Below are 19,824 nucleotides of genomic sequence, written 5' to 3'. Positions count from 1 at the left end.
AAACGGGTCAGGCCGGCTGATTGAGGAACATGCGGCACATGAGCGCCAGCTCGTGCTTCATGTCACGCCGGTCGATGATACGGTCGATGGCGCCGTGCTCCAGCAGGAATTCGCTGCGCTGGAAGCCTTCAGGCAGCTTTTCGCGCACGGTCTGCTCGATGACGCGCGGACCTGCAAAACCGATCAGCGCCTTGGGTTCGGCCACGTTGATGTCACCCAGCATGGCAAAGCTGGCAGAGACACCACCCATGGTGGGATCCGTCAACACGGACACAAACGGCAGGCCCTTTTCCCGCAGCTTGCCCAGCGCTGCCGACGTCTTCGCCATCTGCATCAGCGAGAACAGCGACTCCTGCATGCGCGCGCCGCCCGAAGCAGCAAAGACGATCAGGGGCGCATCCAGCTCGATGGCCTTGTTGACGGCACGCACGAATTTCTCGCCCACCACCGAACCCATGGAACCGCCCATAAACTTGAACTCAAAGGCCGCAGCCACGACGCGCAATTTTTCAATTTCGCCCACCATGGTCACCAGCGCATCGTTTTCACCGGTGCTCTTCTGTGCGGCAGTAATGCGGTCCTTGTAACGCTTCTGATCCTTGAACCCAAGAATATCGATGGGCCTTACGTTCTGCGCAAACTCCTGCGCAGTGTTCTCGTCAAAGAAGTAATTCAGACGCTGGCGCGCACCGATGCGCATGTGATGACCGCACTTGGGACACACATACTGGTTGCGTTCCAGTTCCGCCTTGTAGAGGACGCCTTCACATTCAGGGCACTTGATCCACAGCCCTTCGGGGACTGACTTCTTGCGTTGCGCCACGCCCTTGATGCTGGGCAGAATACGTTCAAACCAGTTCATGCCTGCTTCTCCTTATCCGCACGGTCCACCCCGGCTCTGAACGGTGCCATGGCCGCACGCAGACGTTCGATCACCGCGGCCTTGTCTGCATGCCAAACCGCTTCAATTTCATTCACCAGCGCCGAGCCCACGATAACGGCATCCCCCAGACGCGCCATGGCCTCGGCCCGCTCGCCATTGCGAATGCCAAACCCGATACCCACCGGCAGGGAAACATGCTCGCGCAGCTGTGCCACATGGGTCGCCACATCCTCTGCATCCAGCTGATCCGCACCGGTAACGCCCTTCAGGGACACATAGTAGACAAAGCCGCTGCCCAGGCGTTCGATCTGCGCCAGTCGCGACACCGGTGTAGTGGGTGCCGCCAGAAAGACGCGGTCCAGTCCCTCGGACGCCAGTGCCTCGTAGTAGCCGTCCTCGGCTTCCTCCGGAGGAATATCCACGGTGAGCACGCCGTCCACGCCCACTTCGCGGGCGCGCACGGCAAAGGGCACATAGCCCATGGCCTCAATGGGATTGGCATAACCCATCAGAATCACCGGCGTGGCGTCGTCCCGCTGGCGGAACTGCTCGACCATCTCCAGCACCTGCGCCAGACTGGTGCCGTGGGCCAAGGCCCGCTCGGTGGCCTTCTGAATCACCGGGCCGTCAGCCATGGGATCGGAAAACGGCACGCCCAGCTCCAGCATGTCAGCGCCCGCCTCCACCAGCGCGTGCATCATCTCCACGGTGTAATCGGGGTGCGGGTCGCCTGCGGTGATATAGGGCACCAGTGCGGTGCGACCGGCTGCCTTCAGGCGGTCAAAAGTCTGTCCAATGCGGCTCATCAGTATTCAAACCCCTCGATGCGGGCCAGCGTGGCCATATCCTTGTCCCCGCGGCCCGACAGGTTCACAATCATGATCTTGTCTTCGCCAAGTTCAGGCGCCAGTTTTTTGGCATAAGCCAGCGCATGACTGGACTCCAGCGCCGGCAGAATGCCCTCCAGACGGGTCAGGTCGCGGCATGCGTCCAGCGCCTCCTCGTCGGTCACCGCCACATAGTTGGCACGACCGATATCCTTGAGCCAGGCATGCTCCGGCCCTACACCAGGATAGTCCAGCCCGGCGGAAATGGAGTGAGTACCGATAATCTCGCCGTTTTCATCCTGCATCAGATAGGTGCGGTTGCCATGCAGCACGCCCGGCTTGCCAGCACACAGCGGTGCGGCGTGCTCGCCGGTTTCCAGGCCGCGGCCTGCCGCCTCGACCCCATAGATGGCCACATCCTCGTCAGGCAGAAACTCGTAGAACAGTCCGATGGCGTTGGAGCCGCCGCCCACACACGCCACCAGCGCATCCGGCAGACGACCGGCCTTGTCGAGAATCTGCGTACGGGCTTCGCGGCCGATGATGGCCTGAAAGTCGCGCACCATCTCCGGATAGGGGTGTGGTCCCGCAACGGTGCCGATAATGTAGAAGGTGTCATCCACATTGGTGACCCAGTCGCGCATAGCCTCGTTGAGGGCGTCCTTCAGGGTGCGCGTTCCGGAGGTGACCGGGATCACTTCCGCGCCCAGCATCTTCATGCGCGCCACATTGGGCGCCTGGCGCGCCACGTCTTCGGCGCCCATGTAGACCACGCACTCCAGCCCCAGACGAGCAGCCACGGTAGCTGACGCTACGCCATGCTGCCCTGCGCCGGTCTCGGCAATGATGCGCGTCTTGCCCAGCTTCTTGGCCAGCAGTGCCTGGCCGATGGTGTTGTTGATCTTGTGGGCACCGGTGTGGTTCAGGTCTTCCCGCTTGAGGTAGATTTTGGCGCCGCCATAGGCTTCGGTCAGACGTTCGGCCAGATAGAGCGGCGATGGACGCCCCACATAGTCGGCCAGATCGGCATCCAGTTCGGCCCAGAAGGCCGGATCCGCCTTGAGGGTGTGATATTGCTGCTTGAGTTCTTCCAGTGCAGCCATGAGGGTTTCCGGGGCGAAAATGCCGCCGTAGGGCCCGAAATGGCCGCGCGCGTCGGGAAACTTGCTGTAATCGATGGTCATTGATCTGCTGCTTTGACGGCTGCCATAAAAGCGTTAATTTTACTCGAATCCTTGAGACCCTTTTCCTTTTCCACGCCACCGCTTACATCCACCGCCCATGGTTGAACCTGCGCAATGGCATCTGCCACATTATCAGGCGTCAAACCACCGGCGAGGATGATCGGCTTGTCGCACGGCTGCTGGACCAGGGACCAGTCAAAGACCTCGCCGGTGCCGCCGGGCACACCGGGGCGATAGGTATCCAGCAGCAGGCCCTGCGCATCGGCATAGCGCTTCGCAATGGCAGACAGATCCGTATCGGGCCGCATGCGGATTGCCTTGATATAAGGATGAGCAAACTGTTCGCACTGCTCCGGCGATTCATTGCCATGAAACTGCAGGACATCCAGCGGCACTTCTACCAGAATCTCCTCGATCCACTCCGGGTCTGCATCCACGAACAGGCCGACCGTGGTGACAAACGGCGGCACCACCTCGAGGATCTCCCAGGCGGTGGCGATGTCAATGGCCCGCGGACTGTCGGGATAGAACACCAGCCCAATGGCATCAGCACCGGCATTTGCAGCGGCCAGCGCATCCTCGGGACGGGTAATGCCGCAGATTTTCACACGGGTCATGCACACCTCCATACGACGCAGTCGGGTTCACGTTCCGCAATGCCCAGTGCTGGCGGATAGACTGCGGTCACAAAGTAGAGGCCGGCCGCCGGTGCCGTTTCCGCTGCCTGCGTCCGGTCTTTTGCCGCCAGCAATTCAGCGATCCATTCCACTGGGCGTTCGCCCTGGCCCACCTTGAGCAGGCTGCCGACAATATTGCGCACCATGTGGTGCAAAAAGGCATTGGCCTGAATGTCCACAAGCACCATGTTGCCCTGACGGTGCACGTGAACCCGCTGCACCTCGCGCATGGGGTGGCGCGCCTGACAGCCGGCAGCGCGAAAGCTGGAAAAGTCCTGCTCTCCCACCAGTGCCTGCGCGGCCTTGTCCATGGCCGCCGCATCCAGCGGTTCACGCACCCAGGTCACTCGCTGGCGCAGGAGCGCGGAGCGTGTGGGTACGTTATGAATGACATAACGGTAACGACGTGCCACCGCGCTGAAACGGGCATCGAAGTCCTCTGCCACGGGTTTGACCCAATGGATACGAATGGCATCGGGCAGACGGGTATTCACCCCTTCCACCCACGCCCGCAGCGGGCGTTCCGCCGTGGTGTCAAAATGCACCACCTGATTCAGGGCATGTACTCCGGTATCAGTACGTCCGGCACAGACCACTTCGATGGGATGATCAGCCACAAAGGAGAGCGCCGCCTCCACGTGGGTCTGCACCGCGTCGCAGTGATCCTGATGCTGCCAGCCGCAGTAGGCACTGCCGTCGTATTCGATGCCCAGCGCAATGCGCATGGAAGAATCAGATGTATTTTTCAATCAGCAGCTCAGCAATCTGCACGGTATTGGTCGCCGCGCCCTTGCGCACATTATCAGCCACCACCCACAGGTTGAGCCCGCGCGGATGGGAAATATCCTCGCGAATGCGGCCCACATAGACCTGATCGGTATCGGCCGCATCGATGGCGGTGGGATAGCCGCCGTCCCTGCGCTCGTCCATCAGCACGATGCCGGGGGCTTTTGCCAGTATCTCGCGCGCCTGCTCGGCCGTGATCTTTTCCTTCGTTTCGATATGCACGGCTTCACTGTGGCCATAGAACACGGGCACCCGCACCGCGGTGGGGTTCACCACAATGCTGTCGTCACCCATGATCTTTTTGGTCTCCCACACCATCTTCATCTCTTCCTTGGTGTAGCCGTTATCCATGAACACATCGATCTGCGGAATGCAGTTGAAGGCGATCTGCTTGGGATAGACATTGCACTCGATGGGCTTGAGGTTGAGCAGGTTCGCCGTCTGTGTCGCCAGCTCCTCGATGGCTTCCTTGCCGGAGCCGGACACTGCCTGATAGGTGGCCACATTAATGCGCTCGATGCCCACAGCATCATAAATGGGCTTCAGCGCCACCAGCATCTGAATGGTGGAGCAGTTGGGGTTGGCGATAATGCCGCGATTTTTGTAGCCGGCCACCGCCTCGGGATTCACTTCGGGCACCACCAGCGGGATGTCGTCGTCATAGCGGAACTGGGACGTGTTGTCCACCACCACACAGCCCGCTGCGGCCGCCTTGGGCGCATAGATTTTGGAGACACTGGCGCCGGGGGAAAACAGGCCGATCTGCACCTTGGAGAAGTCGAAGGTTTCCAAGTCCTGGACTTTCACCCACTGACCGTTGAACTCGATCTTCTTGCCGGCGGAGCGGCTGGAGGCCAGGGGATAGAGATTGCGTACCGGAAACTTGCGCTCCTGCAGAACGCGCAAAATGGTTTCGCCGACTGCACCGGTCGCGCCGACAACTGCGACATCATACCCTTCAGGTCTCATTGCACTTCATCCTTCTGTTTGTCTTGATTGATTTCCAACGCAGGCCCCGGCTCGGTTCGGGCCGGTTCGAGATTGACCTGCACGATATTGATCTGCGCCTGCTCGCCCTGATCGAAGCTCTGCCCCACAAAGCGACCCCCCTGCTCAATGGTGAAGGTGGGTGCCACCACGGTGCCCTGCAGCGTACCGGACACCATAATGTCCAGCTGCTGGCACACCACATCGCCTTCCATGTAGCCGTTCACCACCACCTGTCGGGCGCGCAGCGTACCCAGCACCTTGCCTTTGGGGCCAATGATGACCTCGGCGCTGGAGTCGATACGGCCTTCCACAATGCCCTCAACGTACAGCGGCGCGTTGAGACCCGTCAGTTCGCCCTTGAGGTGGACATCGCCGGCAATGATGGTGGCGCCACCGCCTGAATGTACTGTTTTACCCTTTCCACCAAAGAGTCCCATGGCACGTGCCTCGCCTTTTTGAAAATCGCGTCGTAGTGCTTCAGATCCCACGCCACAAAGGGGGCCGGATTGAGCGAGCGCTGAATGAATGAAATCTCATAATGCAGGTGCGGCCCCGTGGACAGGCCGGTATTCCCCATCAGGGCAATGACATCACCCTTTTTGACCACCTGGCCGTTTTTAACCAGCACCTTTTTCAAATGGCCATACAGGGTGCGAAAACCAAAGGCATGATCAATCAGCACCATATTACCGTAGCCGCTGCTCTTGTGATAGCCGGCATATTCCACCACCCCGTCGGCCGTGGCAATGATCTTGTCACCGAGTTTCCCGCGGTAATCAATGCCCTTGTGGAATTCGCGCTTGCTGGTCACCGGGTGTTTGCGCCAACCGAAGCTGGAGCTCACTCCCTTGAAGGTCTGCACCGGACGCCCTGACGGAATCACCTGCAGCAGATAGCGTTTCTCGCCCATGGTCAGCTTGAGGTTTTCCACCCGCTGCGCCAGTGGCGCGGTGTCATCTTCCGGTTCGGCACCGAGCATGGCCTCGAGTGCAGCCACGGCTGCATCCAGATTTTCCAGATGCTGCCCCTTGGCGTCCAACTCCTGCTGCAACTTTTGCGTGGCAGCCTGATAGGCAGACAGTTCCCCTGCCCGCTGCTCGAGCAGCTGCTCGTACCGAGCCAACGCTTCGGCACGTTTCTGCTGCAGCAGCTGCACTTCCTGCCGCAACCCCCAGATGAGCGCCAGCGAAATGGCAGCCAGTATCACCAGCCCCATCACCACCCACCAGAAAAATCGCTTGACCAGCTGGTTAAAGGTGTAGTGACGCACCCCATGGACGTCACTGATGGTGATGGTAAAGCGGTTTTTCATGCTAAGGTCAGCCGCTGAATACGGGGGTCCCCGACTTTTTTAAAGTCGGTTTCACAACGCCGCGACAACGGCATCGCCCATGGCGCTGCAGGAGACCTTTTGCGTGCCTTCTGTCCAGATATCTGCTGTACGCAGGCCCTGATCGAGCACCTTGCTGACCGCCTGCTCGATACGCGCCGCCTGGTCCTCGGCGCCGAGGGAGTAACGCAACATCATGGCGGCAGATAGAATGGTGGCCAGCGGGTTGGCAATATCCTGCCCGGCGATGTCTGGCGCCGAACCGTGGGACGGCTCGTACATACCCTTGTTTTCTTCATTCAGAGACGCAGAGGGCAACATGCCGATGGAGCCGGTCAGCATGGAGGCCTCATCCGAAAGAATGTCACCGAACATGTTGCCGGTGAGCATCACATCAAACTGCTTGGGCCAGCGCACCAGCTGCATGGCGGCATTGTCCACCAGCATATGCTCCAGCGTAACATCCGGATAGTCCTTCGCCACCTCGGTGACCACTTCCTTCCACAGCTCGGTGACTTCCAGCACGTTGGACTTATCGATGGAGGTCACCTTTTTATTGCGCTTCTGCGCTGCCTGGAAGGCCACATGGGCAATTCGTTTGATTTCGGATTCGGAATAGACGTAGGTGTTGAAGCCTTCACGCTCGCCATTTTCCAGGGTGCGAATCCCGCGGGGCTGGCCAAAGTAAATTCCGCCCGTCAACTCGCGCACGATAAGAATATCCAGTCCGCTGACCACTTCAGGCTTGAGCGACGAGGCGTGCGCCAGCTGCGGATAAAGCATGGCTGGTCGCAGGTTGGCAAACAGCCCCAGCCCGGAACGCAGCCCGAGAAGGCCTTTTTCCGGACGCTTGTCCCGGGGCAGGTCGTCATACTGTGGACCGCCCACGGCACCCAGCAGAATGGCATCGGCCTCGCGTGCCAGCTGCATGGTGGATTCCGGCAGCGGCGAGCCCTCGGCGTCGTATGCAGCCCCGCCCACTAGCGCCTCTTCCATTTCGATATCGATGGCGCCCTCGTCGCTCAGGCGCTTGAGCACCTTGACCGCCTGTTCGGTAATTTCGGGGCCAATACCGTCACCCGGCAGAACCAGTACTTTCTTGCTCATGTTCGTTCCTCAGATCTGGTCAAATTTTTCCGCAATTTCGTGCAGGTGCATGAACAGCCAGGGGGCTTCCTGCTTGCGGCGTTCTTCATAGGCGCGAATTTCAGCCGCATACTGCAGCGTCAGGCCGATGTCATCCAGCCCCTGCAGCAGGCAATGACGACGGAAGGGGTCCACTTCAAAATGAATCACCTCACCATTGGGCTTGGTAATGGTCTGCGCCTCCAGATCCACCGTCAGCTGATAGCCTTCCTGCGCTTGCACCTCCTTGAACAGCTGATCGACGGTGACCTCGTCCAACACGATGGGCAGGATGCCGTTTTTGAAGCTGTTGTTAAAGAAGATTTCCGCAAAGCTGGGCGCGATGATGACATCAAAGCCATAATCCTTAAGCGCCCAGGGCGCGTGCTCACGGCTGGAGCCGCAGCCAAAGTTTTCCCGCGCCAGCAGAATCTTGGCGCCCTGATAGCGGGGCTGGTTGAGCACAAATTCCGGGTTGACCGGTCGGTTGCTGCAGTCCTGCCCCGGTTGCCCCACATCCAGATAGCGCCATTCATCGAACAGATAGGGGCCGAAGCCGGTACGCTGAATGGATTTCAGAAACTGCTTTGGAATAATCGCGTCGGTATCCACATTGGCGCGATCCAGCGGCGCCACGATGGCGGTCAAGCGTCCAAACTGTTCCATCTGCCGCCCTCCTTACAGAAATTCACGTACATCAACGAAATGCCCGGCAATGGCTGCTGCAGCGGCCATCTGCGGGCTGACCAGGTGCGTGCGCCCGCCAGCGCCCTGCCGCCCCTCGAAGTTGCGGTTCGAGGTGGAGGCGCAGTGCTTTTTCGGCGGCAGACGGTCGGCATTCATGGCCAGACACATGGAGCAGCCCGGGTTGCGCCACTGGAACCCGGCCTCCTTGAAGATCTTGTCCAACCCTTCCTTTTCCGCCTGCATCTTCACCAGACCGGAACCGGGCACCACCAACGCCTGCTCCACGCGGTCGGACACCTTGCGTCCCTTGACGATTTCCGCAGCGGCACGCAGGTCTTCGATGCGCGAGTTGGTACAGGAGCCGATAAAGACATAGTCCACCGGAATTTCGGTCGCCGGCGTTTCAGCCTCCAGCCCCATGTATTCCAGCGCGCGACGCATGCCGGCCTCGCGTACCGGATCCGTTTCATAATCGGGATTCGGCACCTTGCCGGTAATGGGAATCACCATTTCCGGGGACGTCCCCCAAGTCACCTGCGGTTCGATCTGGCTGCCGTCAAACTCCAGCACCACATCGAAGTCGGCATCCGGATCGGAGTGCAGAGTCTTCCAATGCTCAACCGCACGGTCCCACAGCTCGCCGGTGGGGGCAAACGGGCGCCCTTTTACGTAATCGATGGTCTTGTCATCCACGGCCACCATACCGGCGCGGGCGCCCGCTTCGATGGCCATGTTACACACTGTCATGCGCCCTTCGATGGACATGTCGCGGAACACCTGGCCGCCGAACTCGATGGCATAACCGGTTCCGCCAGCAGTACCGATCTGGCCGATAATGTACAGAATGACATCCTTGGGACCCACGCCCGGCTGCAGCTGCCCATCCACCTTGATGAGCATGTTCTTCATTTTCTTCTGGATCAGGCACTGAGTGGCCAGCACATGCTCAACTTCCGAGGTACCGATACCATGCGCCAGACAACCGAGCGCACCGTGGGTGGAAGTATGGGAGTCGCCGCAGACCACAGTCATGCCTGGCAGGGTGGCCCCCTCCTCTGGGCCCACCACATGGACAATGCCCTGACGGGGATCCCCCATGGGGAACTCGAGAATGCCAAATTCCTGCGCATTTTTGTCCAGGGTCAGCACCTGAATGCGCGAGATGGGGTCTTCGATGTTCTCCGGCCCCCCTTCCACTTCGGTGGTGGGCACATTGTGATCCGGGGTACACAGATTGGCATCCACGCGCCACGGCTTGCGCCCGGCCAGACGCAGGCCTTCAAACGCCTGCGGCGAGGTCACTTCGTGCAACAGGTGGCGGTCGATATAGATTAATGCGGTGCCATCCTCATCCTGACGCACCACATGCTCGCCCCAGAGCTTGTCGTAGAGGGTTTTTCCTGCCATGATCCGCTCGTCGATATCCGATAGAAATAATCTTGCCATTATAGCAGCAAGGCACCTCCGCAAAACCTCTGAATGCGCTCGCGTTGCTGGCGCGAGGGCAGCAGATTCAAGGCGCACGGCGCAGCTTTTGTTGGCGCCAAAGGCAAGCCGCGCAACGCAGAAGATGCTGCCGTCCCGCCGCAACCCGAAGGGACAGGGCGATTCCGGCCCAATGCGGTGTTGCACCTCACTCGCACGGAATGACCATGCCACGTTCGGTGCGTCTTGCCTTGAACCGGAATCGCCACTGTCGCGACCGTTCAGAGGTTTTGCGGAGGTGCCGTAAAATAACCTTTTTAATTTCGGACGCTGCCCATGGCCTACCGCATCAAGGAAGTCTTCTATTCACTGCAGGGCGAAGGGGCCCACAGCGGTCGCCCCGCCATTTTCTGTCGCTTCAGCCATTGCAACCTTTGGACGGGCAAGGAGGAAGATCGCGCCACTGCGGTGTGCCGCTTCTGTGATACCGATTTCGTGGGCACCGACGGACAAAATGGTGGCCGTTTCGACACGGCCGAGGCACTGGTTGAACACCTCATTCGCTTCTGGCCAGATATCAGCGTACCCCCTTTCGTGGTGCTGACCGGTGGCGAACCCCTGCTGCAGGTGGATACCGCCCTGCTCAAGGCGCTCAAACGGCAACGTTTTGAGATCGCGGTGGAAACCAACGGCACCATCAAGGCGCCGGGCGGCATCGACTGGCTGACAGTCAGCCCCAAGGCCGGTGCGCCGCTGATTCAGACATGGGGCGACGAGCTCAAGCTGGTATATCCGCAGGCTGATCTGCCGCCAGAGAAAGTGGCACACCTCGAATTCAAACTGTTCTATCTGCAACCCATGGACGGGCCCAACCAGCAGGCCAACCTGCGCAAGACCCTAAACTACTGCCTCAAGCACCCGCAATGGCGCCTGAGCCTGCAGACTCACAAGCTGCTTGGGATCGACTGACCGGCGAATCCCGAATCCACTGACTACCCCTGCCACTCAAGCCCGACCTGCCCCCAAATGGAAAAGACAAATTCCGACGGCCGACCAACCAAGTGGGGGGCGCCATCCATTGAGCGCGCCAATACGCTCTGGAGAATAGGAAGCACGAAAAAACTTGAAATAAAAAAGCCCCGCAAGGAGGAGGGGGAACCTTGCAGGGCCGGGAGGTGTATGGCGCGCTCGGGAGGACTCGAACCTCCAACCGCCTGGTTCGTAGCCAGGTACTCTATCCAGTTGAGCTACGAGCGCTGAAATTGATGGGTGCGAATTATGCGGATTGGCAACCGCATTGTCAAATAATTTTCACACTCAAATAAAAATGGCGGTGAAGGAGGGATTCGAACCCTCGATGGGCTTTTGGCCCATACTCCCTTAGCAGGGGAGCGCCTTCAGCCTCTCGGCCACTTCACCGCGTTGAGGCCGGTATTATACGAAAACGAACGGGCTTGTAAAGCGCGAGGCCTATCTGCAGCTACTTGCGCCCAAATGGCAAGCCGCCACCGAGGCCCGGCAGACCGCCCATACCGCCGGCGCCACCAGGTCCGCCCATTCCGCCCGGCAGCTTGCCGCCCAGCCCGCGCATGAGGTTTTTCATGCCGCCCTTGGAGAGCTTTTTCATCATCTTCTGCATCTGCTCGAACTGCTTGAGCAGTCGGTTCACATCCTGCACCTGCACACCCGCCCCCTTAGCGATGCGGCGCTTGCGCGAACCCTTGATAATGGAGGGATGACGACGCTCCTGCGGCGTCATGGAGTTAATGATTGCCTCCATGCGCTTGAACTCCTTTTCCGCCACGGCAGGATCCACCTGATTGGCCAGCCCGCCCATACCGGGCAATTTGCCCATCAGGCCGCCAATTCCACCCATGCGGTGGATCTGCCCCAGTTGCTCGCGGAAGTCTTCCAGATCGAACTGTCCACTCTTCTGGACCTTTCTGGCGAACTTTTCCGCCTTTTTCTTGTCGATCTTGGCTTCAGCTTCCTCGATCAGGGAGAGCACATCGCCCATGCCGAGAATACGGCTGGCCATGCGATCCGGATGGAACGGCTCCAGCCCGTCCAGCTTCTCACCCGTACCGATGAACTTGATCGGCTTGCCGGTAATTTCACGGATAGAAAGTGCCGCACCGCCGCGCGCGTCACCGTCCGCCTTGGTGAGCACCACGCCAGTGAGCGGCAGCGCATCGTGAAATGCCCGGGCCGTATTGGCTGCGTCCTGACCGGTCATGGCGTCCACCACAAATAGGGTTTCCGCCGGATTCAGCGCCGCATGCAGGCGCTTGATCTCGGCCATCATTTCGTCGTCCACGTGCAGACGACCGGCGGTGTCCACGATCAGCACATCGGCAAACGCCTTGCGCGCCGCCGCCACCGCCTGCTGCGCAATCTCAACAGGATCCTGTTCGGGCGAGCTGGGGAAGAAGTCCACACCCACCTGCCCGGCAAGCGTTTCCAGCTGCTTGATGGCCGCGGGGCGATAGACGTCCGCCGACACCACCATCACCTTTTTCTTCTCGCGCTCCTTCAGGTACTTGGCTAGCTTGCCGACGGTGGTGGTCTTGCCCGCACCCTGCAGACCAGCCATCAAAATGACTGCTGGCGGCTCCACATTCAGATTGAGCGGTTCAGCCGCACCGCCCATCACCTCGGTCAGCGTTTCATTGACGATCTTGATGAACGCCTGCCCCGGATTCAGGGCACTGCTGACTTCCTGACCGATGGCGCGCTCACGGACACGATCGATAAACTGCTTGACCACCGGCAGCGCCACGTCCGCCTCCAGCAGGGCACGACGCACGTCGCGCAGGGCGTCCTGAATATTGCTTTCGGTCAGCTTGCCCTGCCCGGTCAGACTGCGCAGGGTCTTGTTCAATCGATCGGTTAAATTCTCAAACATGCCTTGCTCCATTTCAGGCGATTTTACGCTATTATAGCGGCTTTACGACTATGACCTTTTGCCCATGTCCGGTTTCGGCTTTGCAAGCCTTATCGCATTCATTCTCTACCTGAACAACTGGCTGATTGTGGTTGCACGCCTGCGGTTTGACCTGGAGGCAGGTTACCGTCGTCCGCAGCTGATTGCCTACACCCTCATCGGCCTCATCGCTCACGCCATCAGTATCTGGCTGGCCATGCGGCAGCAGGATCAGTGGGTGTTCGGCTTCGGCATCGCCCTTTCGCTGATCGGCTGGAGTGCTGCCGTAGCGCTATGGATCGGCATGCTCACCAAGCCGACAGAAATGCTCGGCCTGATCATCTTTCCCTTTGCCGGCCTGCTGGCACTGGCGCCGCTGGTCATTACCGACACGCACCCACTGCCGGTGGAATACGGGGCGCATATCGTGCTGGCCATTCTCGCCTATGGCCTGTTCTTCCTTGCTGCCACCCAGGCGATTCTGTTCCTCATTCAGGAACAGCGCTTCCGCTCCCATAAACTGGGCAGTCTGTTCGGGGCTCTGCCGCCGCTTCAGCTGATGGAAAAAACCCTCTACCAGTTGCTGGTTCTGGGCTTCATCACCCTCACCTTTGCACTGATCACCGGTTTCTTTTTCGTGGAAGATCTGTTTGCCCAGCATCTGGCCCACAAGACCTTCTTCTCTCTGTTGGCCTGGCTGCTCTATGGTCTGCTGCTGTGGGGGCACTTCCGCCGCGGCTGGCGTGGGCGCAAGGCAGCCCGCCTCACCCTGTGGGCCTTCGTTCTGCTGATGCTGGGCTATGTCGGCTCCTCCATCGTACTTGAATTTCTTCTGCCCCGCCCCTAATCAGAGCTTTTTTGTCACAACATTTTTTGACATGGAGATTTCACACCCATGAACGATATGCCGCTGTCCCTGCTGTTTGCCATCCTGGGATTGCTTCTGCTCATGTCCGCCATCTTTTCCAGCTCCGAAACTGGCATGATGGCACTGAACCGCTATCGCCTCAAGGCACTTGCGAAAGAAGGTTACAAGCCCGCCATCCGCGCCCTGCGCCTGCTGGAACACCCGGATCGCCTGCTGGGCGTCATCCTGTTGGGCAACAACTTCGTTAATATCCTCGCCTCTTCCATTGCCACCATTATTGCCATGCGTATCGCCGGCGAGCCGGGTATCGCCATCGGCGCGGGTATCCTGACGCTGGTCGTACTCATCTTCTCCGAGGTGGCACCGAAAACCTTGGCGGCCATGTATCCGGAAAAGATCGCATTCCCGGCCACCTATTTCCTCGAGCCGCTGCTGAAGGTGCTGTCGCCGCTGGTGCTCATGGTCAACTTCGTGGCCAACAACTTCCTGCGTCTGCTCGGCGTCAAGCTGGTGAAAAACGATAGTGATCTCCTCACACCGCAGGAGCTGGAAGCCATTATCGAAAGCTCACCACAGATCCCCAAGCAGTACCGCGACATGCTCAAGAGCATCCTGCGCATGGAAGAGGTCACGGTGGAAGATGTCATCGTGCCCAAGTCCGACATCTACGCCATCGATGTGGACGAGCCCATGGACAGGATTCTGGAAGCGATCAAGAAATCACCCTACACGCGCATTCCGCTGTATCGTGGCTCGCTGGACGAGGACCTGATCGGTATCATCAATATTCGCCGCGCCCTGCCGATTTTGATGGGCTGTCACGAAATCACCCTGAAGGACATCATCAAGCAGTCTCGCCCAGCCTATTTCGTCCCCAACACCACCCCACTGAACAAGCAGCTGGCGGAATTTCGCAAGCACCGCCGTCGTATGGCGCTGGTGGTGGACGAGTATGGCGATCTGATCGGTCTGCTCACCATGGAAGACCTGCTTGAAGAAATCGTCGGTGAACTGACCCACGACAAACGCGGCACCCCTCAGGAACGCAGTCCGGTCATTCAGGCCGAAGGTGGCGAACTGCTGGTGGAAGGCGGTGCCTTTATTCGCGATCTGAACCGGGAGTATGGCCTGGATCTGCCGGTGGACGGTCCGAAAACCATCAACGGCCTGATTCAGGAAGTGCTGGAAACCATGCCGCAACCGAGCACCGCGCTCAAGATCGGCAACTGGATTCTCGAAGTGGTTTCCACCAGCGAAAACGCCATCGAGCAGGTCAGGATCACGCCAGCATCCAACAACAGCGAAGAACGCACGGAGGACTGATGCACCCCACACCCTACGAATCCGATGCCGACTGGCAACTCCTGCAGGACGAACTGCGCCGCCTGGCACAGGCAGAATTGCTGCCCCGCTTTCGCCATGTGACGGCGGAAAAAAAGGCCGATGGCTCCCTGCTCACCGAAGCGGACGGCGCCATGCAGCGTGCCTGCCAGCGCTTTCTGCACGACAACTGGCCCCAACTCGCCTTTGTGGGGGAGGAATCCACCCCGGCGGCACAACAGGCGGCGTTGCAGTCGGATACCGGTTGCTGGGTACTCGACCCCCTTGATGGCACCACCAACTTTGCCCACGGCTGCCCGCTGTTCGCCACCTCGCTGGCGCTAGTGCAGGGAGGTGAAGTCGTGCTTGGGCTGGTGTACGACCCCGTCCGCGATGAACTCTTTACCGCACGCAAGGGTCAGGGCGCCACACTGAACGACACCCCCATCCGGGTCAACACCGCGGTCGATCAGCTTAAGGAGACACTGGCGCTGATCGACTTCAAGCGCCTGCCCAAGCCGCTGGCGGCCCGCCTCGCCACCGAGGCACCCTATGCCTCGCAGCGCAATATCGGCGCGGTGGTGCTGGACTGGTGCTGGATCGCTGCCGGGCGTGCTGAAATCTATGCCCACGGCGGCCAGGGGCTGTGGGATTATGCGGCGGGACACCTGATTCTGCATGAAGCGGGCGGCGTCTCGGCAACGCTGGACGGCGAAGCCGTTTTTAACGGCACCCTGAACAAACGCAGCGCCGTGGCAGCCGCATCCCCCGAACTGCTGCAGCAGTTCCTGGCCCTTGCAGCAGATGTCTAATGCGTAACCGCCGGCAAACTAATACAATTTATCGGCACGCATAAGCAAAACAACACATCCCACGCATATACAGGAGCTGCTGCCCATGTTATGGAATACCCGCGAAAGCTATGGCCTGATTACCCGCCTGTTCCACTGGGGCATCGCCCTGCTGTTCTTTGCCCTCTTTTTCGTGGGACTCTACATGGGCGAACTGGACAAGACCGATCCGTTGCGCAAGCAGCTGTTCGCCCTGCACCAGTCCGTTGGCATGCTGGTCTTTCTACTGACGCTGATTCGCATTCCTCTGAGCCGGATTCAGCCTGAACCCATGCCCCCCTCGCACATGGGGCCTTGGGAAGTGCAGTTCGCCAACGCAGTGAAAAAAGGCATGAACCTGCTTCTGCTGCTGATCCCCATCGCGGGCTACCTGACGGTCACCACCAAGGGTTACCACCCCATCTTCTTCGGCATTGAAATGCCCATTCTGATCGGCGAAAACGAAGAGCTGCACGAGTTCTTTGAAGAGACGCACGAATTTCTGGCGTGGACCCTGATGGCCATTGTGGTGCTGCACATGGCCGCTGCGTGGAAACATCACTTTATTGACAAGGACGATGTGCTGTTGCGCATGCTGGGTCGCAAACGCCCTGAATAAGTCTATCTGAACGCCCTGACAGACCCAGTGCCCCGGTTTTTTGCCGGGGCACTTTTTTTCGGTCTGTAAAAGTCGGGGACCCCCTTACGGATTGCGCCAGCGGGATACGCCAACCGTATGCACGCGGCGACCGCGTCCGCCGCCTTCGCGCAGCGGCACCGCCTCCCACTGCCAATGCGTCTCTGCGGGTGGTGGCGTTTCGCCCCACCAAGGATCAATCTCATCCACGACACGCCCGCCGCGATCCAGCGATTCAATATGCCGGTCGGCAATCAGCAGCACCTCAGCACCCGGGAAACGCTGCAGATAAGTCAGGTGGGCACGCATCAATGCGCGGCCGTAGGCATCAATGGCGTCGTCCTTAATTCCCTGTTTCAACAGGTATTGTGCGGGCAGCAGCGGCAGTTGCGTGGCCAGATTGAGCGACACCACTACATCGTAGCCCCGGTCCAGTCCCCAGCTGGGCACAGGCGGTGTGAAATCTCCCTGCACCAGCTGGTGCAGATGCTCGGTCACATCCCGCTCGAGCAGATGCACCTGTTTATAACCCCGCAAGCGCCGACGCGCCCTGCGCAGAAAAACGATATCCACCACATCCACCCGCACGCCCTGGCGGTCCAGCCATTCCAACGGGATATCTTCCAGCAGACCGCCGCCAAGAATCAGCCAGCGTGAACCGGGCTGAGCATTCAGCGCCTCCATGGCCTGCCGACACCGGGCGTAGTGAGCACTCCATGCCCCTGCACAGCGGTGGCGCCGTGCCTGCAACGCGATGGCTTCATAAAGATAGCCCAGTGAACGGGCCTGAGGGACCGCCGGCCAGGTGGTCCAGTACTGCAACCACTCGGCCAGCATTTATTCGATACCCAACTGCTGAAGCTTGCGGGTCAGGGTGTTGCGTCCCCACCCCAGCCGTTTGGCGGCCTTCTGCTTGTGGTAGAAGGAGGCCTTGAGCGCCTCTTGGATCAGAACCTTTTCCAGCGTCTGCTCGGCCACGCCGTGCAGATCGTTGCCTCCTTTGGCCAGATAATCTGCCGCCCAGCGGCGTAGGGCATGGCTCCAGTCATCCCCCGTTTCCTGCCCGCCGGTGGTGACCTGTGTCTCGCGCAGCTCCAGCGGCAGATCCTCTTCGTGCACCACCTTGCCCGGTGCCATAATCGTGAGCCAGGTACAGAGGCTGGAGAGCTGGCGCACATTGCCGGGCCATGGCAACTGGCTCAGATAGCGCTCCACGGCCGGATCCAGCGTCTTCTCCTCAAGCCCCAGCTTGCGCGCCTCTTCCGCCAGATAGTGGCGCAGCAGCAGGGGAATGTCCTCGCGGCGCTCGCGCAGCGGCGGCACCTTGATGCGGATCACATTGAGGCGGTAGAGAAGATCTTCACGAAAACGTCCCTGCCTCACCAGTTCTTCCATGTCCTGATGCGTCGCGGCGAGAATGCGCACATTCACGGCGATGGGGTCGCGCCCGCCTACACGAAAGAAGGTACCGTCGTTGAGTACGCGCAGCAGACGGGTCTGCAGATCCACCGGCATGTCGCCGATTTCGTCAAGAAACAGTGTGCCGCCATGGGCCTGCTCAAAACGGCCAATGCGGGTGGCCACGGCACCGGTAAAGGCGCCCTTTTCATGGCCGAACAGCTCGGATTCGAGCAGTTCCCGCGGAATCGCGGCGGTATTCAGCGCCACGAAAGGCTTGTCCGCCCGCGGGCTGAGCGAATGCAGCGCGCGCGCCACCAGCTCCTTGCCCGTGCCCGTTTCACCATTGATCAGCACAGTGACATCCAGCTTGGACACCCGACCGATAATGCGGAACACCTCCTGCATTGCCGGGGCCTGGCCGATGATCTGCACCGACAGCTGCCCGCCTTCATCAGTCCTTTTCCGCGTCCCGCGGCGACGTCCACCGGAGAGTGTCTTGCGCACGGCACGGTCCACCAGTGCCACCACCTCATCCACCTCAAAGGGCTTGGGCACATATTCAAAGGCTTCGTGAGCAAATGCATTGACGGCCGTATCCAGATCAGCGTGCGCGGTCATCACGATGACAGGAATCTCTGGCCTGCGCTCGTGCAGCGCCTCCATGAAGGTCAGCCCGTCCATGCCAGGCATGCGCATATCGGTCAGCACGGCCCTCGGAGGCGCCTTGTCCCAGCTCGCCAGCGCATCTTCAGGCGATTCGAAGGTGCGGATTTCGTAAGGCAGTGACTCCAGCGCCTCGCTCAGTACCCAGCGGATGGAGGCATCGTCATCAACCACCCAGACAATCGGCTGTTCGGTTTCATGCGTCATGGGCTTCTCGCTCTCTTGGCAATGGCAGGATCACGCTGAAACAGGTGTGCCCCGGCTCACTTTCCGTCGTAATCAGGCCACCGTGCTGGCGCACAACGGCCTGAGAAACCGGCAAACCCAGCCCCGTGCCGTCCGGCTTGCTGGTCACCATCGGATAGAAAATGGCGTCCGCCAGCTCGGGTGGAATGCCTTCCCCTTCATCGATGACCTCAACCACAACGACCTGTGGCAGCAACTTTTGCCCAAGAGTAAAGCGATGCTCTACCCGCGTGCGCAAGGTCAGCACACCACCGTGAGCATGCATTGCTTGAAAGGCGTTGCGTACCAGGTTGATGAACGCCTGCACCAGCTGTTCGAAATCCATGGCAAATTCGGGAATGCTGGGGTCATAGTCCAGCCGGATGGAAATGTTGGCCGGGCGCTCACCCTCAAGAACTTCCAGCACATAGCCGAGCACGTCGTGGATGTTGTGCGGCGCCAGTTCAGGCAGCTTGCGCGGCCCCAGCATACGATCCACCAGGTTCTGCAGGCGCTTCACCTCATCGCGAATGACCGACAGTGCCTTGTGGGCCTGACGGGTGTCCGGCAATTGCGGCTTGAGCAATTGTGTGGCACCGTAAATGCCGGCCAAAGGGTTCTTGATCTCGTGCGCGAGCGTTTTCACCAGTTGCGTACCCGCTTCATACTGATGCCAGCGCTCCTCCTCTTCCAAAATACGGCGCTCGCGCAGGGTCTCGTTGACTTCCACCAGCCAACCGTTTTCACCCTGAATATCGTAGGATGCAATCACCAGCCGTCCCTCCAGCTGCTGTCCGTCGTCCCGCTCCAGTACCTGCTCGTGCAGCGTCATGCGCATATGTTCACACGCTTTCCAGTCGATATCCGTCTTGGGAAAGAACCAGCTGAAAGGACGGCCCCGCGCCTTGTTCAGACCACAGAAAAAGAGTTCAGAGGCAGACAGGTTCATCCACTGCAGCTTCTGATCGGCGTCAAACCACATCACGGCCGTCATCAGTCCACCGAGCAGTTCCTGTGCGACTTGAGGGGGTATCTTGTACATC

20 protein-coding genes and 2 tRNA genes are annotated in these 19,824 nt (G+C 59.8%); 5 read left to right on the top strand and 17 right to left on the bottom strand.

Annotation, left to right across the window (positions count from 1 at the left end; genetic code table 11):
- Positions 1–7: 7 nt before the first annotated feature.
- Genes accD through leuC form a run of 11 tightly spaced genes read right to left on the bottom strand, consistent with a single transcriptional unit; the run spans position 8 to position 9,896 of the window.
- Positions 8–862, bottom strand: a complete 855-nt coding sequence (gene accD / locus BUQ81_RS03720) for an acetyl-CoA carboxylase, carboxyltransferase subunit beta (RefSeq protein WP_074201055.1) — start codon at positions 860–862, stop codon at positions 8–10.
- A complete protein-coding gene (gene trpA / locus BUQ81_RS03715) occupies positions 859–1,689 on the bottom strand; it encodes a tryptophan synthase subunit alpha (protein WP_074201054.1) in 831 nt (276 codons plus the stop codon). Before trpA ends, accD begins: the two co-directional genes overlap by 4 nt.
- Complete coding sequence (gene trpB / locus BUQ81_RS03710; protein ID WP_074201053.1) at positions 1,689–2,894, bottom strand: tryptophan synthase subunit beta; 1,206 nt, start codon at positions 2,892–2,894, stop codon at positions 1,689–1,691. The genes trpA and trpB overlap by 1 nt, the downstream gene beginning before the upstream one ends.
- Entirely contained in the window at positions 2,891–3,511 is a 621-nt protein-coding gene (locus BUQ81_RS03705; RefSeq protein ID WP_074201052.1) for a phosphoribosylanthranilate isomerase, read from the bottom strand. Before BUQ81_RS03705 ends, trpB begins: the two co-directional genes overlap by 4 nt.
- Positions 3,508–4,296 carry a tRNA pseudouridine(38-40) synthase TruA gene (gene truA / locus BUQ81_RS03700; RefSeq protein WP_074201051.1) on the bottom strand — a complete coding sequence of 263 codons (789 nt, stop codon included), beginning with the start codon at positions 4,294–4,296 and terminating at the stop codon, positions 3,508–3,510. The genes BUQ81_RS03705 and truA overlap by 4 nt, the downstream gene beginning before the upstream one ends.
- A 7-nt stretch (positions 4,297–4,303) precedes the next feature.
- Positions 4,304–5,326 (bottom strand): aspartate-semialdehyde dehydrogenase, encoded by a 1,023-nt coding sequence (locus BUQ81_RS03695; RefSeq protein ID WP_074201050.1) that lies wholly within the window; start codon positions 5,324–5,326, stop codon positions 4,304–4,306.
- Complete coding sequence (locus BUQ81_RS03690; protein ID WP_074201049.1) at positions 5,323–5,784, bottom strand: bactofilin family protein; 462 nt, start codon at positions 5,782–5,784, stop codon at positions 5,323–5,325. The genes BUQ81_RS03695 and BUQ81_RS03690 overlap by 4 nt, the downstream gene beginning before the upstream one ends.
- Entirely contained in the window at positions 5,694–6,659 is a 966-nt protein-coding gene (locus tag BUQ81_RS03685; protein WP_074201048.1) for a peptidoglycan DD-metalloendopeptidase family protein, read from the bottom strand. The genes BUQ81_RS03690 and BUQ81_RS03685 overlap by 91 nt, the downstream gene beginning before the upstream one ends.
- 51 nt (positions 6,660–6,710) lie before the next feature.
- Positions 6,711–7,784 carry a 3-isopropylmalate dehydrogenase gene (gene leuB, locus BUQ81_RS03680; RefSeq protein WP_074201047.1) on the bottom strand — a complete coding sequence of 358 codons (1,074 nt, stop codon included), beginning with the start codon at positions 7,782–7,784 and terminating at the stop codon, positions 6,711–6,713.
- 9 nt (positions 7,785–7,793) lie between these two features.
- Entirely contained in the window at positions 7,794–8,468 is a 675-nt protein-coding gene (gene leuD / locus BUQ81_RS03675) for a 3-isopropylmalate dehydratase small subunit (RefSeq protein ID WP_074201046.1), read from the bottom strand.
- Positions 8,469–8,480: 12 nt separating this feature from the next.
- Entirely contained in the window at positions 8,481–9,896 is a 1,416-nt protein-coding gene (gene leuC / locus BUQ81_RS03670; RefSeq protein ID WP_074201045.1) for a 3-isopropylmalate dehydratase large subunit, read from the bottom strand.
- A 354-nt stretch (positions 9,897–10,250) separates the two neighbouring features.
- On the opposite strand from leuC, the gene queE reads away from it, so the two are divergent.
- Positions 10,251–10,883 (top strand): 7-carboxy-7-deazaguanine synthase, encoded by a 633-nt coding sequence (gene queE / locus BUQ81_RS03665; RefSeq protein WP_074201044.1) that lies wholly within the window; start codon positions 10,251–10,253, stop codon positions 10,881–10,883.
- Between the two features lie 211 nt (positions 10,884–11,094).
- Here the strand turns inward: queE and BUQ81_RS03660 are convergent.
- From BUQ81_RS03660 to ffh, 3 genes are all read right to left on the bottom strand, one after another.
- A tRNA-Arg gene (locus tag BUQ81_RS03660) sits at positions 11,095–11,171 on the bottom strand.
- 71 nt (positions 11,172–11,242) lie between these two features.
- Positions 11,243–11,333 (bottom strand) — tRNA-Ser (locus tag BUQ81_RS03655).
- Positions 11,334–11,394: 61 nt separating this feature from the next.
- Positions 11,395–12,819 (bottom strand): signal recognition particle protein, encoded by a 1,425-nt coding sequence (gene ffh, locus BUQ81_RS03650; protein WP_074201043.1) that lies wholly within the window; start codon positions 12,817–12,819, stop codon positions 11,395–11,397.
- 64 nt (positions 12,820–12,883) lie between these two features.
- Here ffh and BUQ81_RS03645 point away from each other — a divergent pair, with 64 nt between their 5' ends.
- The 4 genes from BUQ81_RS03645 (at position 12,884) to BUQ81_RS03630 (ending at position 16,474) form a co-directional block, all read left to right on the top strand.
- Positions 12,884–13,684 (top strand): cytochrome C assembly family protein, encoded by an 801-nt coding sequence (locus tag BUQ81_RS03645; RefSeq protein ID WP_074201042.1) that lies wholly within the window; start codon positions 12,884–12,886, stop codon positions 13,682–13,684.
- A gap of 48 nt (positions 13,685–13,732) precedes the next feature.
- Positions 13,733–15,028 carry an HlyC/CorC family transporter gene (locus BUQ81_RS03640; RefSeq protein WP_074201041.1) on the top strand — a complete coding sequence of 432 codons (1,296 nt, stop codon included), beginning with the start codon at positions 13,733–13,735 and terminating at the stop codon, positions 15,026–15,028.
- The gene (locus BUQ81_RS03635) at positions 15,028–15,837 is read left to right on the top strand and encodes an inositol monophosphatase family protein (protein WP_074201040.1); all 810 of its coding nucleotides are present in this window, start codon (positions 15,028–15,030) and stop codon (positions 15,835–15,837) included. Before BUQ81_RS03640 ends, BUQ81_RS03635 begins: the two co-directional genes overlap by 1 nt.
- An 85-nt stretch (positions 15,838–15,922) precedes the next feature.
- Positions 15,923–16,474 (top strand): cytochrome b, encoded by a 552-nt coding sequence (locus tag BUQ81_RS03630; protein WP_074201039.1) that lies wholly within the window; start codon positions 15,923–15,925, stop codon positions 16,472–16,474.
- A gap of 84 nt (positions 16,475–16,558) precedes the next feature.
- On the opposite strand, the gene BUQ81_RS03625 is transcribed toward BUQ81_RS03630, so the two are convergent.
- The 3 genes from BUQ81_RS03625 to glnL are packed head-to-tail and all read right to left on the bottom strand — an operon-like array spanning position 16,559 to position 19,823.
- Entirely contained in the window at positions 16,559–17,329 is a 771-nt protein-coding gene (locus BUQ81_RS03625; protein ID WP_074201038.1) for a hypothetical protein, read from the bottom strand.
- Positions 17,330–18,763 carry a nitrogen regulation protein NR(I) gene (gene ntrC, locus BUQ81_RS03620; RefSeq protein WP_074201037.1) on the bottom strand — a complete coding sequence of 478 codons (1,434 nt, stop codon included), beginning with the start codon at positions 18,761–18,763 and terminating at the stop codon, positions 17,330–17,332.
- Positions 18,753–19,823: a nitrogen regulation protein NR(II) gene (gene glnL, locus BUQ81_RS03615; protein ID WP_074201036.1), complete on the bottom strand. Its 1,071-nt coding sequence runs from the start codon at positions 19,821–19,823 to the stop codon at positions 18,753–18,755. The genes ntrC and glnL overlap by 11 nt, the downstream gene beginning before the upstream one ends.
- Position 19,824: the final 1 nt, after the last annotated feature.

The sequence above is a fragment of the Sulfurivirga caldicuralii genome (assembly GCF_900141795.1).
GTDB classification, from domain to species: domain Bacteria; phylum Pseudomonadota; class Gammaproteobacteria; order Thiomicrospirales; family Thiomicrospiraceae; genus Sulfurivirga; species Sulfurivirga caldicuralii.
This window is presented reverse-complemented; position numbering and strand designations above follow the sequence as displayed.